Source organism: Paenibacillus sp. WLX1005 (genome assembly GCF_046603685.1).
In the GTDB taxonomy this organism is placed as follows: Bacteria; Bacillota; Bacilli; order Paenibacillales; family Paenibacillaceae; genus Saccharibacillus.
The window spans coordinates 4,399,932-4,417,129 of record NZ_CP176756.1 but is presented as its reverse complement, the minus strand read 5'-3'; the positions used below and the strand labels follow the sequence as shown (position 1 = coordinate 4,417,129).

Annotated in this window: 11 protein-coding genes; 6 read left to right on the top strand and 5 right to left on the bottom strand. The window is 46.8% G+C overall.

What is annotated here, in order from left to right:
* Nucleotides 1-242 precede the first annotated feature (242 nt).
* Nucleotides 243-1,241, bottom strand: coding sequence for an NAD(P)/FAD-dependent oxidoreductase (locus ACE3MZ_RS18855; protein ID WP_411343651.1), 999 nt, complete (start codon nt 1,239-1,241; stop codon nt 243-245).
* A 608-nt stretch (nt 1,242-1,849) separates the two neighbouring features.
* On the opposite strand from ACE3MZ_RS18855, the gene ACE3MZ_RS18850 reads away from it, so the two are divergent.
* Together ACE3MZ_RS18850 and ACE3MZ_RS18845 are read left to right on the top strand one after the other, a co-directional pair.
* Complete coding sequence (locus tag ACE3MZ_RS18850; protein WP_411343650.1) at nt 1,850-3,043, top strand: NAD(P)/FAD-dependent oxidoreductase; 1,194 nt, start codon at nt 1,850-1,852, stop codon at nt 3,041-3,043.
* A 1-nt stretch (nt 3,044) separates the two neighbouring features.
* Nucleotides 3,045-3,299 (top strand): hypothetical protein, encoded by a 255-nt coding sequence (locus tag ACE3MZ_RS18845; RefSeq protein ID WP_411343649.1) that lies wholly within the window; start codon nt 3,045-3,047, stop codon nt 3,297-3,299.
* A 144-nt stretch (nt 3,300-3,443) separates the two neighbouring features.
* Here the strand turns inward: ACE3MZ_RS18845 and ACE3MZ_RS18840 are convergent, their stop codons facing one another.
* The gene (locus ACE3MZ_RS18840; RefSeq protein ID WP_411343648.1) at nt 3,444-5,525 is read right to left on the bottom strand and encodes a methyl-accepting chemotaxis protein; all 2,082 of its coding nucleotides are present in this window, start codon (nt 5,523-5,525) and stop codon (nt 3,444-3,446) included.
* Between the two features lie 333 nt (nt 5,526-5,858).
* Complete coding sequence (hemQ, locus tag ACE3MZ_RS18835) at nt 5,859-6,608, bottom strand: hydrogen peroxide-dependent heme synthase (RefSeq protein ID WP_411343647.1); 750 nt, start codon at nt 6,606-6,608, stop codon at nt 5,859-5,861.
* A gap of 353 nt (nt 6,609-6,961) precedes the next feature.
* Here hemQ and ACE3MZ_RS18830 point away from each other — a divergent pair, with 353 nt between their 5' ends.
* The 4 genes from ACE3MZ_RS18830 (at nt 6,962) to uvrC (ending at nt 13,462) form a co-directional block, all read left to right on the top strand.
* Nucleotides 6,962-8,542 carry a helicase DnaB gene (locus ACE3MZ_RS18830; protein ID WP_411343646.1) on the top strand — a complete coding sequence of 527 codons (1,581 nt, stop codon included), beginning with the start codon at nt 6,962-6,964 and terminating at the stop codon, nt 8,540-8,542.
* 705 nt (nt 8,543-9,247) lie between these two features.
* Nucleotides 9,248-10,213 (top strand): primosomal protein DnaI, encoded by a 966-nt coding sequence (gene dnaI, locus ACE3MZ_RS18825; RefSeq protein WP_411343645.1) that lies wholly within the window; start codon nt 9,248-9,250, stop codon nt 10,211-10,213.
* Between the two features lie 250 nt (nt 10,214-10,463).
* Nucleotides 10,464-10,781 carry a thioredoxin gene (trxA, locus tag ACE3MZ_RS18820; RefSeq protein WP_411343644.1) on the top strand — a complete coding sequence of 106 codons (318 nt, stop codon included), beginning with the start codon at nt 10,464-10,466 and terminating at the stop codon, nt 10,779-10,781.
* Nucleotides 10,782-11,278: 497 nt separating this feature from the next.
* A complete protein-coding gene (gene uvrC / locus ACE3MZ_RS18815; RefSeq protein WP_411343643.1) occupies nt 11,279-13,462 on the top strand; it encodes an excinuclease ABC subunit UvrC in 2,184 nt (727 codons plus the stop codon).
* A gap of 253 nt (nt 13,463-13,715) precedes the next feature.
* Here the strand turns inward: uvrC and ACE3MZ_RS18810 are convergent, their stop codons facing one another.
* The gene (locus ACE3MZ_RS18810; RefSeq protein WP_411343642.1) at nt 13,716-15,743 is read right to left on the bottom strand and encodes a type II CAAX prenyl endopeptidase Rce1 family protein; all 2,028 of its coding nucleotides are present in this window, start codon (nt 15,741-15,743) and stop codon (nt 13,716-13,718) included.
* Nucleotides 15,744-16,010: 267 nt separating this feature from the next.
* Entirely contained in the window at nt 16,011-16,988 is a 978-nt protein-coding gene (locus tag ACE3MZ_RS18805; RefSeq protein WP_411343641.1) for a LysR family transcriptional regulator, read from the bottom strand.
* Between the last annotated feature and the right edge of the window lie 210 nt (nt 16,989-17,198).

Genomic DNA, 17,198 nt, shown 5'->3' with positions numbered 1-17,198 from the left:
CTTCTTTATACTATACGATAAAAATAGATCATTTTGCCTGTTAAAAGATGAACAAATACCAACATTGGCAACAAAAAAGCGCCTGTCCCGTGCATCATTACTGATACAACGAAACAGGCGCTTAGTGCATATTACAAATTGTACATAGTACAGATTGTATAGGATATGACGAGACAAGAAGTGTTACAACGATATCATCTGATTGGATGATAGTAACGTTAAAGAAACTCCATTTCGATCCGTTACAGCTTCAGGTTACTACTATGTCCCGGAGACAGCTTGGCATCTGGATCAACGTATACTTTAGCATTGTTGATCGCGGTTGGTGCTTCACCAAAGCCGACAGCGATCAGCTTCAGTTTGCCCGGATACGTCGTAATGTCACCGGCAGCGAAAATGCCTTCAACGCTCGTTTCCATACGCGAATCGACCACGATGGAGTTTTTGTCAATCTCGATGCCCCATTCAGCGATCGGACCGAGTGAGGAGAGGAAGCCAAAGTTAACGATGACGTCGTCGACTTCGATCTCTTGCGTTTCTTTGGTTTTTACATGAGACAGTGTTACGCGTTCAATCTGCTCGTCGCCATGCAATTCGGTAATTTCAGTCGGGGTAATGACCTTCACACCGGAAGCCATCAGATTCTCTACACTGTGCTCATGCGCGCGGAATTTGTCGCGACGGTGAATCAGCGTCACTTCAGTAGCGATCGGTTCCAGCATCAGCGCCCAATCGACAGCGGAATCACCGCCGCCGCTAATCAGCACTTTGCGTCCAGCAAAACGACTCAGATCGCTGACAAAATAGTGCAGGTTTTGCTTTTCAAATTTGTCCGCGCCTTCCAACTCCAGACGGCGTGGTTCAAATGCGCCGACACCAGCGGTAATGATCACGGCTTTACTTTCGTGAATACCTTTGTCTGTCGTAACGACGAAGTGACGGTCGCCTTTTTTCTCCACGCTGATTACTTTTTCCTCCAGCTTGATGTCTGCGTCGAACAGGTTCATCTGTTGTTGCAGGTTGTTCACCAGCTCCTGCGCGGTTACTTTTGGAAAACCAGCCACATCATAAATGTATTTTTCAGGATAAAGGGCAGCCAGCTGTCCGCCGAGCTGCGGCATACTTTCGATTAATTTCACGGATGCCTGACGCATACCGCCATAAAATGCAGCGAACATGCCCGCAGGGCCTCCGCCAATAATAATAATATCAGTACGTTCTCCGGTGGTTGTAGATGTCACCGTGTACACCTCCATAAGGGTCAAATGATTGCGGCTTGTAAGCAGCGCATGTTGCAATGGTTCTCTATTTATATAGGATTGCGGATGACAAACAGCGATGCATCCGGTCAACACCAGTCTTACTCATTATAAGTCGCTTGAGAACGATTTTCAAAGGAAAAGAAAGTGGAACAGGGCACGGTTAACGGATTTACGTTGATGTGAGCGCTTTAAAGGAATAAAATATGAAATTTGACGATATTGTCAATTTAACTCTTGATCTTTTGTCTGAAAATCGCTATCATTTCAGTTGTGTCGATATTGGTTTGTGACAGAAAACGAACATTTTTTTGAAAAAAGTCGAACTTTTTTTGAAAAGATAAGCGATAAAGGTTACAATGTTATGTGAGATATGACATAGTACTTTTGTTGAAACACGTATCTTTGCATACTGTTGTGTATATTTTCACAATTATACAATATTGCAAAAACGTCTGTTAATCCGGAATACAGCCCATTCTTTGCTGATTTCCGGTATTTTTGCAAACCGGTATCGGAAGTATGGTTAATAATGAGTAGATTATTTTCAATTACCTATAATCGAACAAACCTGGAAGGGGAAAACTGACATGAGTAGCATTCCAAAAATCGTCATTCTGGGCGCTGGTTACGGCGGTCTGATGACAGCACAACGTCTTCAAAAAGAACTGAACTATAATGAGGCTGACGTGACACTGGTTAATCGTCACGACTATCATTACTTCACAACGCATCTGCATATGCCTGCTGCAGGTACCGATGCAGAAGAGAACGCACAAGTAGCGATCTCCAAACTGGTTGACGAATTCAAAGTCGATCTGGTGAAATCCAACATCAAACAAATCCTGCCACAAGAGAAAAAGGTTGTTCTGGAAGACGGTACACTGTCTTACGACTACCTCGTTATCTCTCTGGGCGGCGAGCCGGAAACATTCGGTATCCCGGGTATGATGGAAAATGCGATGATGATCCGCAGCATCAACTCCATCCGCAAAATCCGTGAGCACATCGAAGGTCAATTCGTAGCTTACAAACAAGATCAAAAACCTGAGCGTCTGAGTTTTGTTGTCGGCGGTGCCGGCTTCACAGGTATCGAATTCGTAGCTGAGCTGGCTGACCGTGTTCCTGAACTGTGCCGCAAGCACGGTATCGACCGTTCGCTGGTAAAAATCTACAACGTAGAAGCAGCTCCAACTGCACTGCCAGGCTTCGATCCGGAACTGGTTGAGTATGCAATGAACGTTCTGAAAAACAAAGGCGTTACATTCAAAATCGGTATCGCGATCAAAGAATGTCAAACAGACGGCGTAGTTGTTGGCGACGATCTGGAGAAAATCCCTGCTAACACAGTTGTATGGACAGGTGGTATCCGTGGTAACCGTATCGTAGAAGATGCTGGCTTCGAAAACATGCGTGGTCGTGTCAAAATCGACGAGTACCTGCATGCACCGGGTCATGATGATATCTACATCATCGGTGACAGCGCGCTGATGTTCAATCCGGAAGGTCGTCCGTACCCTCCAACAGCACAAATCGCAATGCAACAAGGTCCAATCGTTGCACAAAATATCGTAGCTTCGATCCGTGGTCAACAGCCGAAGAAATTCGTCTTCCACAACAAAGGTACTGTAGCATCCCTGGGTAAAGGCGAAGCGGTAGGTATCGTAGGCGACCGTAAGCTGAAAGGCTTCGTAGCTGCACAACTGAAAAAAGTAATCGATATCCGTTGGCTGTTCATCATCGGCGGCGTATCGCTGGCACTGAAAAAAGGTAAATTCTTCTAAGATGAGACACTGTAGCGTTCAAGTGCGCGGTCTGCTCACGCGTGAGGAGTTAGACCGATACAACGGTTTAATGGAAGTTGGCGGCTTTCTGGAAGATCAGAGCAAGTATGATCTTGCTTATATCATCCAGCAAGAAGTCGACATTCTGATTCTGCCAGCCATCGAACGGCTCAAGGACAAAAGCCGTACCCGCGATCGGGAAGAACAGGATTATCTGGCTTCCCGTCAGGACGGCTCCGCTATCGATGCGGACTGAATATCGTGCACGGCGCGAGGAACAACCTCTTGTTGCAAGTTGTTGTTCCTAACAGCAAGTCTCATATGGAAATGAATAGATATGGTATGTATAAAAAAGCAGGTTTTCCGATTAGGGAAAACCTGCTTTTTGTTTGTACTACGATCAAGCCGAACGGCGGAAGAAACTATCTTTTTTGCTTTTTGGAGCGTTAGGGTCGGATGTGTTGTCAGATGGTGCAGTATGAGTAGATGTTGTAGCATCGCCAGTGTTGTCCACTTTGAATTGTCCGATTTCTTGCAGCAGCAGATCAGCGCTGTCGGTCAGATTACGGGACGATGTGGAGATGCTGGAAATGGATTGCGCTTGTTCCAATGTGGACGAAGCAGCTTCTTCAGTTGCAGCAGCACTTTCTTCGGCAACAGCAGCGAGACCAGTGATCACATCGGAGACGCGTGCTGCGCCAGATTGTACATCGTTCACACCAGACAGAACGAGCGTAATGCGTGAGATAATACCGTCTACCGATTCACGAATTTCGTCAAAGGAAGCTTTGGTTTCGTTCATCGAACCAAGCTGTTGGGTATTCGTATCGCGGAAGATGCCCAGCACTTCGGTACTTTGTTTGCCTGCTTCTTGCAGTTCGCTCAGCAGACGGTTGATATCTTCAGCGGAACCGGCAGCTTGCTCAGCAAGCTTTTGAACTTCACTGGCAACGACGGCGAAACCGCGTCCGTGTTCGCCAGCGCGTGCCGCTTCAATCGAAGCATTCAACGATAGCAGATTGGTCTGGCTGCTGATTTCTCGAATCACCTGTGTAATCTTGGCGATCTCATCAAGCTTGTGCAGCAGCAGGGTATTGGACGATTCAACGCGACCAGTCGCTTCTTGGCTCGCTTGTGACAGGGACGATTGACGCGTAATCGCATCGGTACCACGTGTCATCGCTTCATTCACACTACCGATCATGCTGGCAGCTTGTTCTGCATGGTTGGATACTTTATCCAGTGATGATGTCATGTCGCCGACCATTTCGGCACCGCTTTGGATCGATTCTGCTTGTTCGTTAGCGCCACGAGCGATTTCTTCAATGACAGTGGAGATTTGCTGCGCGATATCGCTGGAGTTGCCAGCATTGCGATGCATTTGCTGGGAAGCATCATTGACGCTTGTTGCAGAGCCAGAGACGGTACGGATCAGACCGCGTAAGGAAGTGGACATTTTGTTAAATGCTGTGCCCAGTTGAGCGATTTCGTCTTTGCCTTTGACCTCAACTTGACCGGTGAGATCACCTTCAGCGAGTTTTTGTGCATTTTCTTTCAGTTTGATCAGCGGTCTAACGATGCGTGTTGCAATAATGACAGCAAGCACGATAAAGACGATTGTCAGCGCAACTAGAATCAGCGCGATATTGTTACGCAGTTTTACATATTCAGCAAACGCGTATTTTTCAGAAATAGAAGTGGCGATGACCCAGCCCGTATCCGGCAGTTTCTGGAAGTACATCAGTTGCGGGTCGCCGTTATAGTTGTAAGTGACATTGCCGGAATCGCTGGCGAGCAGACTGGAAGCAACGGATTTGTAGTCGGCTTGCTCGGACAATGGTTTATTAACAAAGTCTGCATTTGGATATGACAGAACGGTGCCTTTACTATCGAGCAGGAAGCTGAAGCCGCCTGGTGTTTTGATAGAGTTGATATAATCGGTAATGGTGGACAAATACATATCGGCGCCGAGAATACCAGCGAAGTCGCCATTTGCATCTTTCATCGGCATAGTCATTGGTACGGAATATTTGTTGCTGCTCAGATCCAGATACGGATCGTTGACTGCTAGTTTCCCAGCCGCTTTGCCGTTGATATACCATGGACGCGTACGCAGATCGTAACCCGCATCTGGCACCCAGCCGCTTCCGTCTACCAGTTTGTTATTGGTAAGACCAAGATACATATCGGAAATACTGCCGCCGTTGTATTCATTTTTGTAAACGGACAGTTGTTTGGTTGTGACCTGATCCAATGGGATATTGTCTTGAATGAAACTGCCCATCGTTTCCAGTACTTTACGGTTTGTATTCACCCAGCCTTGCGTCTGGCTTACAGCGCTTTGAACGGTGTTTTGCAATTCATTATGGACGGATTCTGTCGCTTCGCCTTTGATCGCATACAATGCGATTCCCCCTACAGGCACAGCGATCAGAATAACGGCAGATACGACAAGCAAAATCAATTTGAATTTCAGTGACATAAGCGTTCCCCTCTTTTCACGGTCATCTTGTTTTGCTGACGATCTGCTTCACGTGGTCGATGTGTCTATCAGCTTGATTTCTATATCGTCCGCTATCAACTGAAAGATTACCTTTTTCGACAAAAATTTCAATAAAATCAGTGTTTCTATCTCCTTTTTTTCAAAATTATAGAAAAAAATATATTCCTACTACTCCAATAGGCATGAATATTTACCAAATTTGCATACATGCGCATAAAAAGGATAGTAATCAACAGTAAATATTATACGCAAATACCCCGTACCGGCTTCTATCACGAGAAGCAGTACGAGGTATGATTGGGAAACTATACATTACAGTTTGAGCATATCGTCGAATTTCTGGCTGTTCAGCAGACTGCCTACATAAAAGGCACCAAATTCGCCAAAACGCGCGCTTGCTTCGTCGAAGCGCATTTCGTAAACGAGTTTTTTGAATTGCAGTGCATCGTCGGAGAAGAGCGTAACGCCCCATTCCCAGTCATCCAGACCAACCGAACCGGTGATGATCTGTTTCACTTTGCCTGCATAGCTGCGTCCGATCAGACCGTGGCTGCGAATCATCTCGCGGCGCTCGTCCATCGGCAGCATATACCAGTTGTCGCCCAGATTGCGTGTTTTGTTCATCGGATAGAAGCAGATGTAACGCGAACCCGGTAATGCTGGTTTCAGACGGGAAACGATATGCGGATTCTGCATCGGATCTTCATCGCTGTTGCCTGCCATGTAGCTGCTCAGTTCAACGACGCTTACATAAGAGTAGGCTTTTTGCGTAAACTTGGCGAAGCCTGTTTTATTAAATTCCGTTTCGATCTCGTTCAGCTCTTCCAGCGTTTCACGCAAGTGCATGAATACAAAATCAGCTTTTTGCCCGACAATGCTGTACGTAGCAGTACTGCCTGTGCCTGCTTCACTAATGCTGTTCCATTGATCCAGCAGCACATTCAGATCTTCTAATGCACCAGCGCGCTCCTCATCATCTGTCGCTTTCCATGCTGTCCAATCGATCGTGCGGAAATCATGCAAGGCGTACCAGCCTTCTAATGTAGCTACAGCTTCGTTCATATGATCATTCACTCCTATAATGGTTAATAACATACATTTATTCGGATCGTCTGCCCGTTACTTTGCTTAGGGAAGCAAGGAAACGTAACAGACGAATCATGCAAAATCTGTCTTTTCCATTGTACCGTAAGCATCAGGGCAGGGCAATTCACTTCACAGTCTGTTCATGCTTGTTTCATTTGTATACTGTTAAAAAAACAGGCGATCTGGCGTAAGGTCGCAAACGATGGATGTTCAGCCCGAGCGGTGATGATTTTGCCGAGAATTTGAACTTCTTTTTGCCGCCTGCGATATTGGATTTATGGTAGAATGAAATTCCGCATTATGAAGCGCAAACAGAAAGGGGGCGGACTATGCGCATCAAGAATTTACTACATTTTACTGAAAATCATCGCTACTGCGTATACCGAGAATTCGGTTTGAGCAGTCTGGACGAACGGATGCTGAATCTCGTATATCAGCCGCTGACTGGTGCTTTTGCCGTTAGTCTATATCGGTTACTGTGCGAGCAGGTGGATGCACGTCGGGTCGGTTATTCCGCAGCTGAACAGCAGCGTGGGCTGTTTCTTACACTTGGTCTGGAGCCGGGGGAAAGAGGACGCAAGCAACTGATGGAGCAGGCTTCGCTCTTAGAGGCGGTCGGTCTGTTACAGACGAGCCGGGTTTATTTTCCTGAGCAGGATGATTATATATATGAATACGAGCTTCAACCGCCGCTGTCACCGGGCGAGTTTTTCCGAACACAGCATTTGACATTGCTGCTGCGGGACAAAATTGGCAAATTCGCTGTGCTCTCGCTACGTGAACAGTTTTTTGCACCACAGCCGGAAGGATGGGAACATCCGTCATTGCAGCGTGAAAATATTTCGCAGCCGTTTTATGATATTTTCGAATTGAATACGCATGTGATCGATTACGAGTTGGAGCAGGCGCTAACCGAAGTAGCTGCACAGCCGCGCAATCGTCAGCATAAAGTGAGCGAGGAAGACTTGATTAACTATGCGGACATCATTCGCTACTTCCCGCGCGGTTCACGCAATCGGGCGCAGGTGGAGCAATTGCGCTTCCAGCCTGAGCAAATGAATGTGCTAAGTTATATCGCTTACAAATACAAACTGGATATTCAGGATATCTGTCGTATGCTGGACGAAGATGGTGTGTTCACGTCGACAGGCGAACTGGCAGAGGAAGAAATTCAGCGTCGTGCCAATCTGCAATTCCGTCAGGGCAAAAAACGGACAGAGGAGCGCCAGATTCACGAAGCGAAGGTCGTCTCGCTACGCAAACAACAGGAAGCTGAGCAGTCTGCTCAAGCTGCCGAGACTGCGGAGACGCCGGAGCAGACACAGGATCTGCAAGTCGAATACGCGGTAGAGATGGAATATTATTTGGAGGTGCCGCGCCAGTTTACCGGCAAATGCGATATCCACCAGTACAATATGATGCTGCGCAACCATCCATACACAAGAGTGCTGGAAATGTTCTATCCCGGCAGTGTGCCGAACAGCATTCACGATATATTCGAACATATCGATATCAATTACAAATTGCCAGAGCAAGTGATGAACGTATTGATTCACTATTTGCTGGCAATCAAAATGTCGCAACCGGGTGAACGCCTGAGTAGCAAATTCGTCGACTGGATCGTAACCAATATGCTGAATCAGCAAGTAGACACGTACGAAAAAGCCGTACGCTACGTACGCGAACAGCAAAAACTCGACGTTCAACTGACCGATCAGGCACGCGGTCGCGCAGCTGCCGCTGGTGGCAAACGCGCACCCGGTCGCACCTATAATCGTAATACTCGTCCCAAACCAGAAATCCCAATCGTTGAAAATACCAAAGGCAAACCATCCGGCATCTCCGAAGAGGAACTCGCCGAAGTTATGCGTCTCGCCGAACAAATGCAATCCGGCAAAAACGGAAACTAATACCCCACAAGCAGGCCGCACCAGCCTCCCAATACCAGGCTGCCGCAGCCTGCTTGTGCCCTTTTGCCACCAAATAAAACAATAGCCCATCCCATAAAAGAACAGTACAATAAAAGAACGGGAAAAGCACAACACCTGTTCGACACCTGAAAAATACGCGTTCCCATGTCGACTTCATATGTACACAATACAAAGAGATATGCTCCACGACCTATCCCAAGTCTCTAATATGTACAAACAATATCGACACCAAATCTAAAATCTCCAAATCGCTTGATGTAATTGATATATAAAGTATATGCACATTTACCAAAATGTACGTTCACCAAGAGCCACCCAACACGAATCCATTTTCTTTTCCTGCTATCCCCTCCACAAGGAGTGGATCGTTTTACGCCTTACAAGCACCACAATGAACGCTTTGCACGGAGCGAAGGAAAGGGAATGAAGGCAAGGGATGACTTGTAGCGTTTGTGATTTTTAAACGCGAGGTTCAATAAAAAGTGATTTTTGCGAAAGCAAAATATCTTACCTATTGGAGCGCGGGAATCTACAAGTAATTCCCATTCCGTAGATTCCTGCGGCTCCACCGGAGTCCGTGCCTTCATCCCTTTCCGAAGCGCTGTTCCTCAACAGCGCCCCATCATTCCGCTCCAAACAGAGCAAAACCATCCACACCAACACTTTACTTGAAGGGAGCCCACCATGGAATCCATCGGTGATCTGCTGCGACAGATGAAAAATTCTCGTTTTCGGGAACAATCGAATAAAATTGCCGCGCAGTTGCTCGGCGACCCGCTGGTACTGGAACTGCGAAGCAAGCACCCTGATCTAACCGATCAGGAACTGCTGACCAATCTGAGCAAACTGTATCAATACGTCGGGGATCGACGCCACTGTGATAACTGCCCCGGACTGGACAAATGTCCGAACGATTTTCAAGGACATTATACGAATCTGGTCGTCCAACCGTCCGAAAACGGCGCACGGCTGCATGAACGCAAAACGCCCTGTCAGAAGCAACTCGTCCATCAACATGAACTTCAGGTGCGGGAACGTATCCATAGCTTTTATGTGGATGACCGCGCACTGAATGAAGGCTATAATGCTGTCGAGATCGTATCCAAAGATATGGAGCGCGTACCGGCAGTGAAGCAGATTTTTAACTATATTAACGGGGTCAAACAAAATGGTCTGACCGACAAGGGACTGTATCTGGTCGGACATTTTGGTACAGGCAAGACCTTTTTGATGTCTTATATGCTGCATGAACTAGCAAAGGTCGGCTATACTGGCGTCATCGTCTACATGCCGGAATTTGTGGAAGATTTGAAGTTTATGATGCAAGATAACAACCGACTTAAAGAAACGATTGAAATGATGAAGAATACCGATCTGCTCATCTTTGACGATATCGGTGCGGAAAATTTAAACCCTTGGGCGCGTGACCATGTGCTCGGTGCTATTCTTAACTACCGTATGGAGCGCAAGCCTACCTTTTATACATCCAATTATTCGTTGGATGCACTCTTGCAGCATTTGAGCTTTACGAACAAAGACGGTGAAGAACGATACAAAGGCGAGCGGTTGTTGAATCGGATCGCGCCTTTTGTCGACGTTGTCAGTGTTAGCGGCGATAACAAACGCGGCAATATGGACAATCTGTCATAGAGAAGCTGGATTATGATTTTCTGATGAAGAAGATTCCTTTTTCGCACGAAAAGATTATAATAAAACAGACATCTTTTATAACATAGTTCCATAATGGATATAACTTACGAAAATAAAGTTATATATGAAAAATTCCTATTTACTGTTTCGGGATACCGTTTTCTGTGTTATAATAGTGTTGTAATGACAGCATTCGTTGTTTAAATAAGTAATAATTTAAATACATGTATATTTAGAGGAGGATTTTTCCATGGCAATCGTTAATGTATCTGATCAAACGTTCTCAAACGAAGTGGAAGGACAAGGCACTGTACTGGTAGACTTCTGGGCACCATGGTGCGGTCCTTGTAAAATGCTAGCTCCTATTCTGGATGAACTGGCAACTGAAGTTGGCGACAATGTAAAAATCGCTAAAGTCAACGTAGACGAAAATCCTGAATCGGCTTCCCGTTTCGGCGTAATGAGTATCCCTACAATGATCTTCTTCAAAGATGGTCAACCGGTTGATAAAGTGGTAGGTCTGAACTCCAAAGACTCCCTGAAATCGATCTTGGCAAAACACCAATAATTCGCATTTCATCATGTAATGTGATGCAGTATAATACGGCAACTGTCCATTAGGGCGGTTGCCGTATTTTTGTCGTGTTTGATTCCATATATTCAGAAGACAGGTATACAGAGCAGGCGAGAGTGGCTGCTGTAATCATCATCTGGGGATAGATTATAATAGGCAGAATGTTTTATAATGAAATAGAACATATGTTTCTCTATTGTTGCAAAAAGGAATGAATATTTTGGCGAGTTAGGGTAGGCACGATAGCATATGCTCTGATGACAGCGCGGCAAGTGTGCTATATGCGGTTAATAAGTAATAGTCATCATTGAAAGCTTTTATTTTGAAATGTTTCATCGAGATAGTGATTTGCTTGCAAGAGCATAGTTTATACAATGCTAGCTATACAACAGAGAAGCAGACTGATACGATGGAAGATTGCTTTAGGGCACAAGTAGCCCTATGCCCAGCGTGATCGGTAATCTGCGTACAGAGACAGAAAGGAGCAGTCTATGGAGTCGCACTACGAAACAATTCAGGAACAGGAGCAGGCGATTGACAATATTCGCAATAAGCTTGCGCTGCTGCCTGATCTGCCGGGCTGTTATCTGATGAAAAATCGGCAGGGTACGATCATTTACGTCGGTAAGGCGAAAATACTCAAAAATCGTGTCCGTTCTTATTTTACAGGCAGTCATGATGGCAAAACCCAGCGTCTGGTCGCGGATATCCGCGATTTTGAATATATCGTTACTGGAAGTAATATGGAAGCACTCATTCTGGAGTGTAATCTGATCAAAACGCATCAGCCCAAATATAACGTTCTGCTGAAGGACGATAAAACATTTCCCTACATTAAGATCACGAATGAGGAGCATCCGCGGCTGGAAGTTACGCGCCGGGTGCTCAAAGATAAAGCGAAGTATTTTGGTCCATATCCGAATGCTTTTGCCGCTCAACAGACGAAGAAGCTGCTGGATCGTATGTATCCGCTGCGTAAATGCAAAGTGATGCCGAAGGAAGTGTGTTTGTACTATCATATGGGACAATGTCTGGCGCCATGTGAATATGAAGTGCCAGAGAAATCGTATGAAGATATCCGTCAGGAGATTACGCGTTTTCTAAGTGGTGGTCATGAAGAGATCAAACAGGATTTGCAGCGCAAAATGGAAGAAGCAGCGGAAGATTTGTATTTTGAACGTGCAAAGGAATTACGCGATCAGATTCGTCATATTGATGCGCTGATGGAGAAGCAAAAGATCACGATGGCGGATGCGAAAGACCGCGACGTGTTTGGCTTTGCGGTCGACAAAGGCTGGATGTGTGTACAGATTTTGTACGTGCGTCAGGGTAAAATGATTGAGCGCCATGCGTCCGTCTTTCCTTTTTATGGAGAGCCGTATAATGACTTTATGTCGTATGTGACGCAATACTATAGCGATAATCCGGCGATGCCACAAGAAATCATGCTACCAGCGGAAGAATTGTTTACCGATCTGAGTAGTGCAGATGATGTAGCGCTGGATGCGGCGGAACAGCAGGGATTGAACGGTAGCGACGTGGATGGCAATGACGTTGCGACCGGATTCAACGATGTTGCTGACCAGGTAGCGGAGCAAGGTGAGGAGTATGCGGTACAATCGGCTGCACAAGCTGCACAAGCTGCACAAGCTGCACAAGCTGCACAAGCTGCACAAGCTGCACAAGCTGCACAAGCTGCACAAGCTGCACAAGCTGCACAACAGGCGGAAGAAGCGCAGCACGCGTCAGGCGATACACTGGATATGTCTGGTGAAGTGATCGTTGCCGCAGGCGAAGCAGCGGCGGGTAGTAAAGATTCGCTGGATGCGATCAGCAGCGCAGCCTTATTGCAGCAATGGCTAAATGTGAAAGTATTGATCCCGCGCCGTGGATTGAAAAAGCAGATGATTACGATGGCGCAGGATAATGCACGTGTCTCGCTGGATGAGAAATTCCGTCTGATTGAACGTGACGAGGAACGTACATCCAAAGCTGCTGAAAATCTCGGTCAGGCAATCGGTCTGCAAAATCTGCATCGGGTCGAAGCGTTTGATAACTCCAACATTCAGGGAACCAATCCGGTATCGGCGATGGTCGTCTTTGTAGATGGCAATCCTGCCCGCAAAGAGTATCGCAAATACAAAGTTCGTACCGTAGAAGGTTCGGATGATTATGGCACGATGCGTGAAGTCATTCGCCGTCGCTATGAGCGTGTACTCAAGGAAAATCTGGAGATGCCTGACCTGATCGTCGTCGATGGCGGTAAAGGTCAGATTTCATCGGCGATTGAAGTATTGGAAAATGAACTCGGCTTGTTTATTCCAGTTTGTGGTTTGGTCAAAGATGCGAAGCACCGTACCGCACAGCTGATGATCGGCGATCCGCCGGAAGCGGTGAAGCTGGCACGCGACAGTCAGGAATTTTACCTGTTGCAACGGATTCAGGATGAGGTTCACCGATTCGCGATTACGTTCCACCGTGAGCAACGCGCCAAGTCGATGGTCGTATCGCAGCTGGATAGCATTCCGGGGATTGGCGAAAAGCGGCGTAAGCAGTTGCTCAAGCATTTTGGCTCAGTGAAGAAGATTCGCGAGGCGAGTGTGGAGGATTTCCGTCCGTTGTCGATTGGGGATAAGCTGGCACATACGATTTTGGATGCGTTGAAGGAAGAGTAGAGGATGCTTCAGCGGCAGCGTATGGTGTATGCAATTCTAACTGGCATTACAATTAGGTACAGTATGGATACAATATAGGTATAATAAATGAATAAAGAGAGCCTCGACCGATATAAGGTCGAGGCTCTTTGGTTATTTCAGTAGGTTTTTCAGCGGCTATTTCTTTGCTTATTCTGATGATCATTTTTTACGAAGGATGATTATACGAGCGTTCGGAACGAATGTTTCAGTATATCTATTCGTATTTGATCCTTTACACTTTGCGATCGGGATCGTCATCTTTGTCCAGCGAATGGGAATCCTTCTGTTGTGAAGAATCATTCTGTTGTAGAGAAGAATCATTGTGCTCCGATTGCACGGATGAGGTATCCGTTGGTTGTTGTCGCACGGGCGGTACGTTCTGCTGAACGGAATGCCCATCATATGGTGTCTGTGTCGGCTGTTGTGGATCAGACGGTTGTGACTGACCTTGCTGCGGTTCCTCATACATACGGAATCGCTGCGGATCGTTTGGCAAGTTACCCGGCGGTGGCAAATCTGGACGATAGTATGGTTGTCCACCATCCGGTACAGCACCTGGGAATGGTGCATACGGATGCGGCGGTGGTGTGTATGGCGGATAGGCGTTATCCACACCTTTGTTACGTGCATACAGATAGATCAGATATGCGATAATCGCTGGCATAATGATATAGAAAATACCAAACGCCACATTGGTTGCGCCGCCAGTTAACATCAGGCTGAACGACATTAGAATGGTATCGAACATGACGTGTGCGAAGACCGCAGCCATAAAGCCATAGCGCAGGAACACGAGACTGAACAGCAGACCGATAATTAGCAGCTCAATCGGACGCGAGTAGACCGGATAGATCGGATACAGCGTATGACCGAGCGCCCAGATGATTGATGTCAGGACGGACGCGATAAATGTATTGCGCAGCAGCTTTTTGAGCATGCCGATCCCGAACAGACGGTATACACCTTCTTCGCCGATGCCTGCCATCCATGCTAGTAGCGGCAATAGAACGGGAATGACCATATTGTATGGTGAGCTGGAATCGTCACTGGACGAGAAGACGCCAAGTGAGTTTTCGAGCAACAGATAAATGACCGATTGCACGCCCAGCAAAATGATTGCAAACAGATAACCAATCGCTGCGCTGTGCAGTACATAGGTGCCATAGCCTTTTTCACGGAGACGTGGCCACATATTCATGCCGCGCTCGCGCCATAATGCATCCCCGCCGACAAGCGAGAAGTATAGCAGTACTGCCATCAGCACATTCAGTACGAGTTGCAGTGCAACCATGATGAGCATGGTCAATTCGCCGTAAGAGCCGCCGCCATACATGCGCTCCAGATACGGCCACATGTTCACAACGCTGATGATCGATACTGCGCAGTAGATGATGCTGAGAATAATTCCTCTTTTAAAAGAAGTATGGCGGCGTTTGATCGATGCGAACACAATCGCTAGTACGCCAAGCACCAGTGTGAAGAAGCCGTAACCGCCCAGCGTTAACCAGAGCGCCAGATTGGTCTGGGACTCGATATAACCGGTATACGACGATGGTGGTGTCAATACGGGTTCTAGGGATGCAACCTGATTGTCGTCGAATGCCAATTTGAGGTGCAATTGTGCGTCGCCGATTGTAGCGCCATCTACTATATAATCCAGCCCCGGTTGATCTTCAGTGCTTTGCAGTTTCAGTTTGGCAGGATCGTAGCCGAGCGTTAGCAACAGCGGATGTGCCAGTTCTTCTTTATCCGCAAGGGTGAGCGAGCCATCATTGCTGACTGGGGATTCGGTAGTCATGCTCGTCATACTGCTCAGTGCATGGGACACTTTACCGATTTTGAAGCCAGTGACATTGCCGGTGTTCATATGTACATCAATATCTACAGAATACGCAGGGTTGCCGTAATGAACGCGAAACACATCGTAGGGAGCGAGCTTCTCGACGGATTTGGAATATTCGCTGCCTAGCTTCTCGCGCGCGATATAACCGCTCAATTCTGCATTGGTTACGTAGGTAACACTGGGCGTGCCTAGATTACTGCGTTCCTCTGGGTTCAACGGCAGACTGGACTTGAATGTTTCTGCGGTTTGCAGCGCTTGCTGTGGGGTGATGGATGCGGTCTGTTCGGTTTCCAGTGTGTCGGACGGCGTAATGGGAAACACCTGTGTAAACAGAAAGAAGATCAGACCGATCATAGCAAGTATGCCCAGTATTTTATAATTAGGTTTCAATTGTACGGGCTGTCCGGTTGGATTCATGAGTTCCTCCTCATAATGAAAATAAATGAATGTATGCTGTAAATTGCAGTCTGTAATGATACGGGATATTAACCGCAACAAACCGTGCTGGAATCAACTATGATCTTGCTCTGATAGAGTAGTGGATGAGCGCAGGCATACGTAATGCAAGTGTATCGCAATACCGTACCCATTGCAAAAGACTCATGTCTTCTTTTACAACGGGATTGTGTATGAATGCCAGGATGTATGTTCACGATTGTAAAAAGGTAAACGGCGAGTGCAATGTTACTCTTCATCCGGTGATAATTGTTCATTTTCCAATAGAGGCGGATTATCTTCCACCCGGATATTGGCATCGCGAATCATCGGTGAACGGTCGCCAAAATTGGCAGTTGTATCCGCAATCCACTGGCGAGCGGCGCTACCCAGCTCTGCCGCTTCATTGTAAATGAGACAGGTTGTGCGCCGTGTCTGTTCCAGCTCTGGAATGTGTAGCGATACCAATTCATTGCTAGACAACAGCTGCTCCCCGATATACGAGCGCGGTAACAGTGCCGCCGCCATACAGATCGGAAGTAAGCGTACAATTGCTTCAAAGGAATCAATCTCCATGCGCAAGTCTGGCATGACCATGTAACGGTGAAATACATCGTCGATCAGTTTGCGATACCAGGTGCCTTTGGAGAACATGATCATCGGCAATCCTTGCAGACTTTGCATACCCGGCTGTTTCTGCTCAGCAAGCGGATGACTTTTCGGAATGACCAGTTCTAAGTGATCGTCGAACAGTGGCGCGCAGACAAGACCGGATTCATGGATCGACGAAGCGACGATGCCGATATCAGCACGTTTGTCACGAATGTCATTGACAATCTCATGTGTCTTGCCCGTAATTAGCTTCACTTCGGCATACGGATGCTTCTCGGTAAAGCTGCGTACGAGCGGTGGCATCGTCGTCTGTAACGTAGTCAGGCTGGCGCCGAAGGTGACGGTGGTCTGTTCCTCGGACTTGTAGCGGTTCAAACTTTGCAAAAAGCGCAGCTGCTGCTGACGCTGTTCCAAGGCGAATGTATACGTTAGCCGTCCGATCGCGGTTAGCTCCAGCCGTTTACCGTTGCGATTGAATAGCGATACGCCTAACTGTTCCTCTAATTTGGCAACTTTGCGTGATAAAGCAGGCTGCGATAAGTTGAGCAGGCGGGAAGCCTGATTTAGGCTGGATTGCTCAACAACGACTGCAAACACATCCAGATCTTCAATCATCTGACAAAAGTCTCCTCTCTTATGCAAAAAAGTTATAACAATTAATAATTATATTGCAATTCCATTATAAGACAATTTAGAGTAACATGAAAAAGACACAACTTGTTCACAACGTAATTTTATGTGACAGCCTCCCTGAATGGAGTGACTGTAACGCAAGATACGATGATGGCTAAATAACAGGTTGCAACGCTGCGGAAGATGGGGAAC

Excerpts from the sequence above, each read along its gene's own strand:
- ACE3MZ_RS18850 (WP_411343650.1), top strand. The coding sequence starts at position 1,850 with ATGAGTAGCATTCCAAAAATCGTCATTCTGGGCGCTGGTTACGGCGGT.
- ACE3MZ_RS18845 (WP_411343649.1), top strand. The coding sequence starts at position 3,045 with ATGAGACACTGTAGCGTTCAAGTGCGCGGTCTGCTCACGCGTGAGGAG.
- ACE3MZ_RS18840 (WP_411343648.1), bottom strand. The coding sequence starts at position 5,525 with ATGTCACTGAAATTCAAATTGATTTTGCTTGTCGTATCTGCCGTTATT.
- hemQ (WP_411343647.1), bottom strand. The coding sequence starts at position 6,608 with ATGAACGAAGCTGTAGCTACATTAGAAGGCTGGTACGCCTTGCATGAT.
- ACE3MZ_RS18830 (WP_411343646.1), top strand. The coding sequence starts at position 6,962 with ATGCGCATCAAGAATTTACTACATTTTACTGAAAATCATCGCTACTGC.
- dnaI (WP_411343645.1), top strand. The coding sequence starts at position 9,248 with ATGGAATCCATCGGTGATCTGCTGCGACAGATGAAAAATTCTCGTTTT.
- trxA (WP_411343644.1), top strand. The coding sequence starts at position 10,464 with ATGGCAATCGTTAATGTATCTGATCAAACGTTCTCAAACGAAGTGGAA.
- uvrC (WP_411343643.1), top strand. The coding sequence starts at position 11,279 with ATGGAGTCGCACTACGAAACAATTCAGGAACAGGAGCAGGCGATTGAC.
- ACE3MZ_RS18810 (WP_411343642.1), bottom strand. The coding sequence starts at position 15,743 with ATGAATCCAACCGGACAGCCCGTACAATTGAAACCTAATTATAAAATA.
- ACE3MZ_RS18805 (WP_411343641.1), bottom strand. The coding sequence starts at position 16,988 with ATGATTGAAGATCTGGATGTGTTTGCAGTCGTTGTTGAGCAATCCAGC.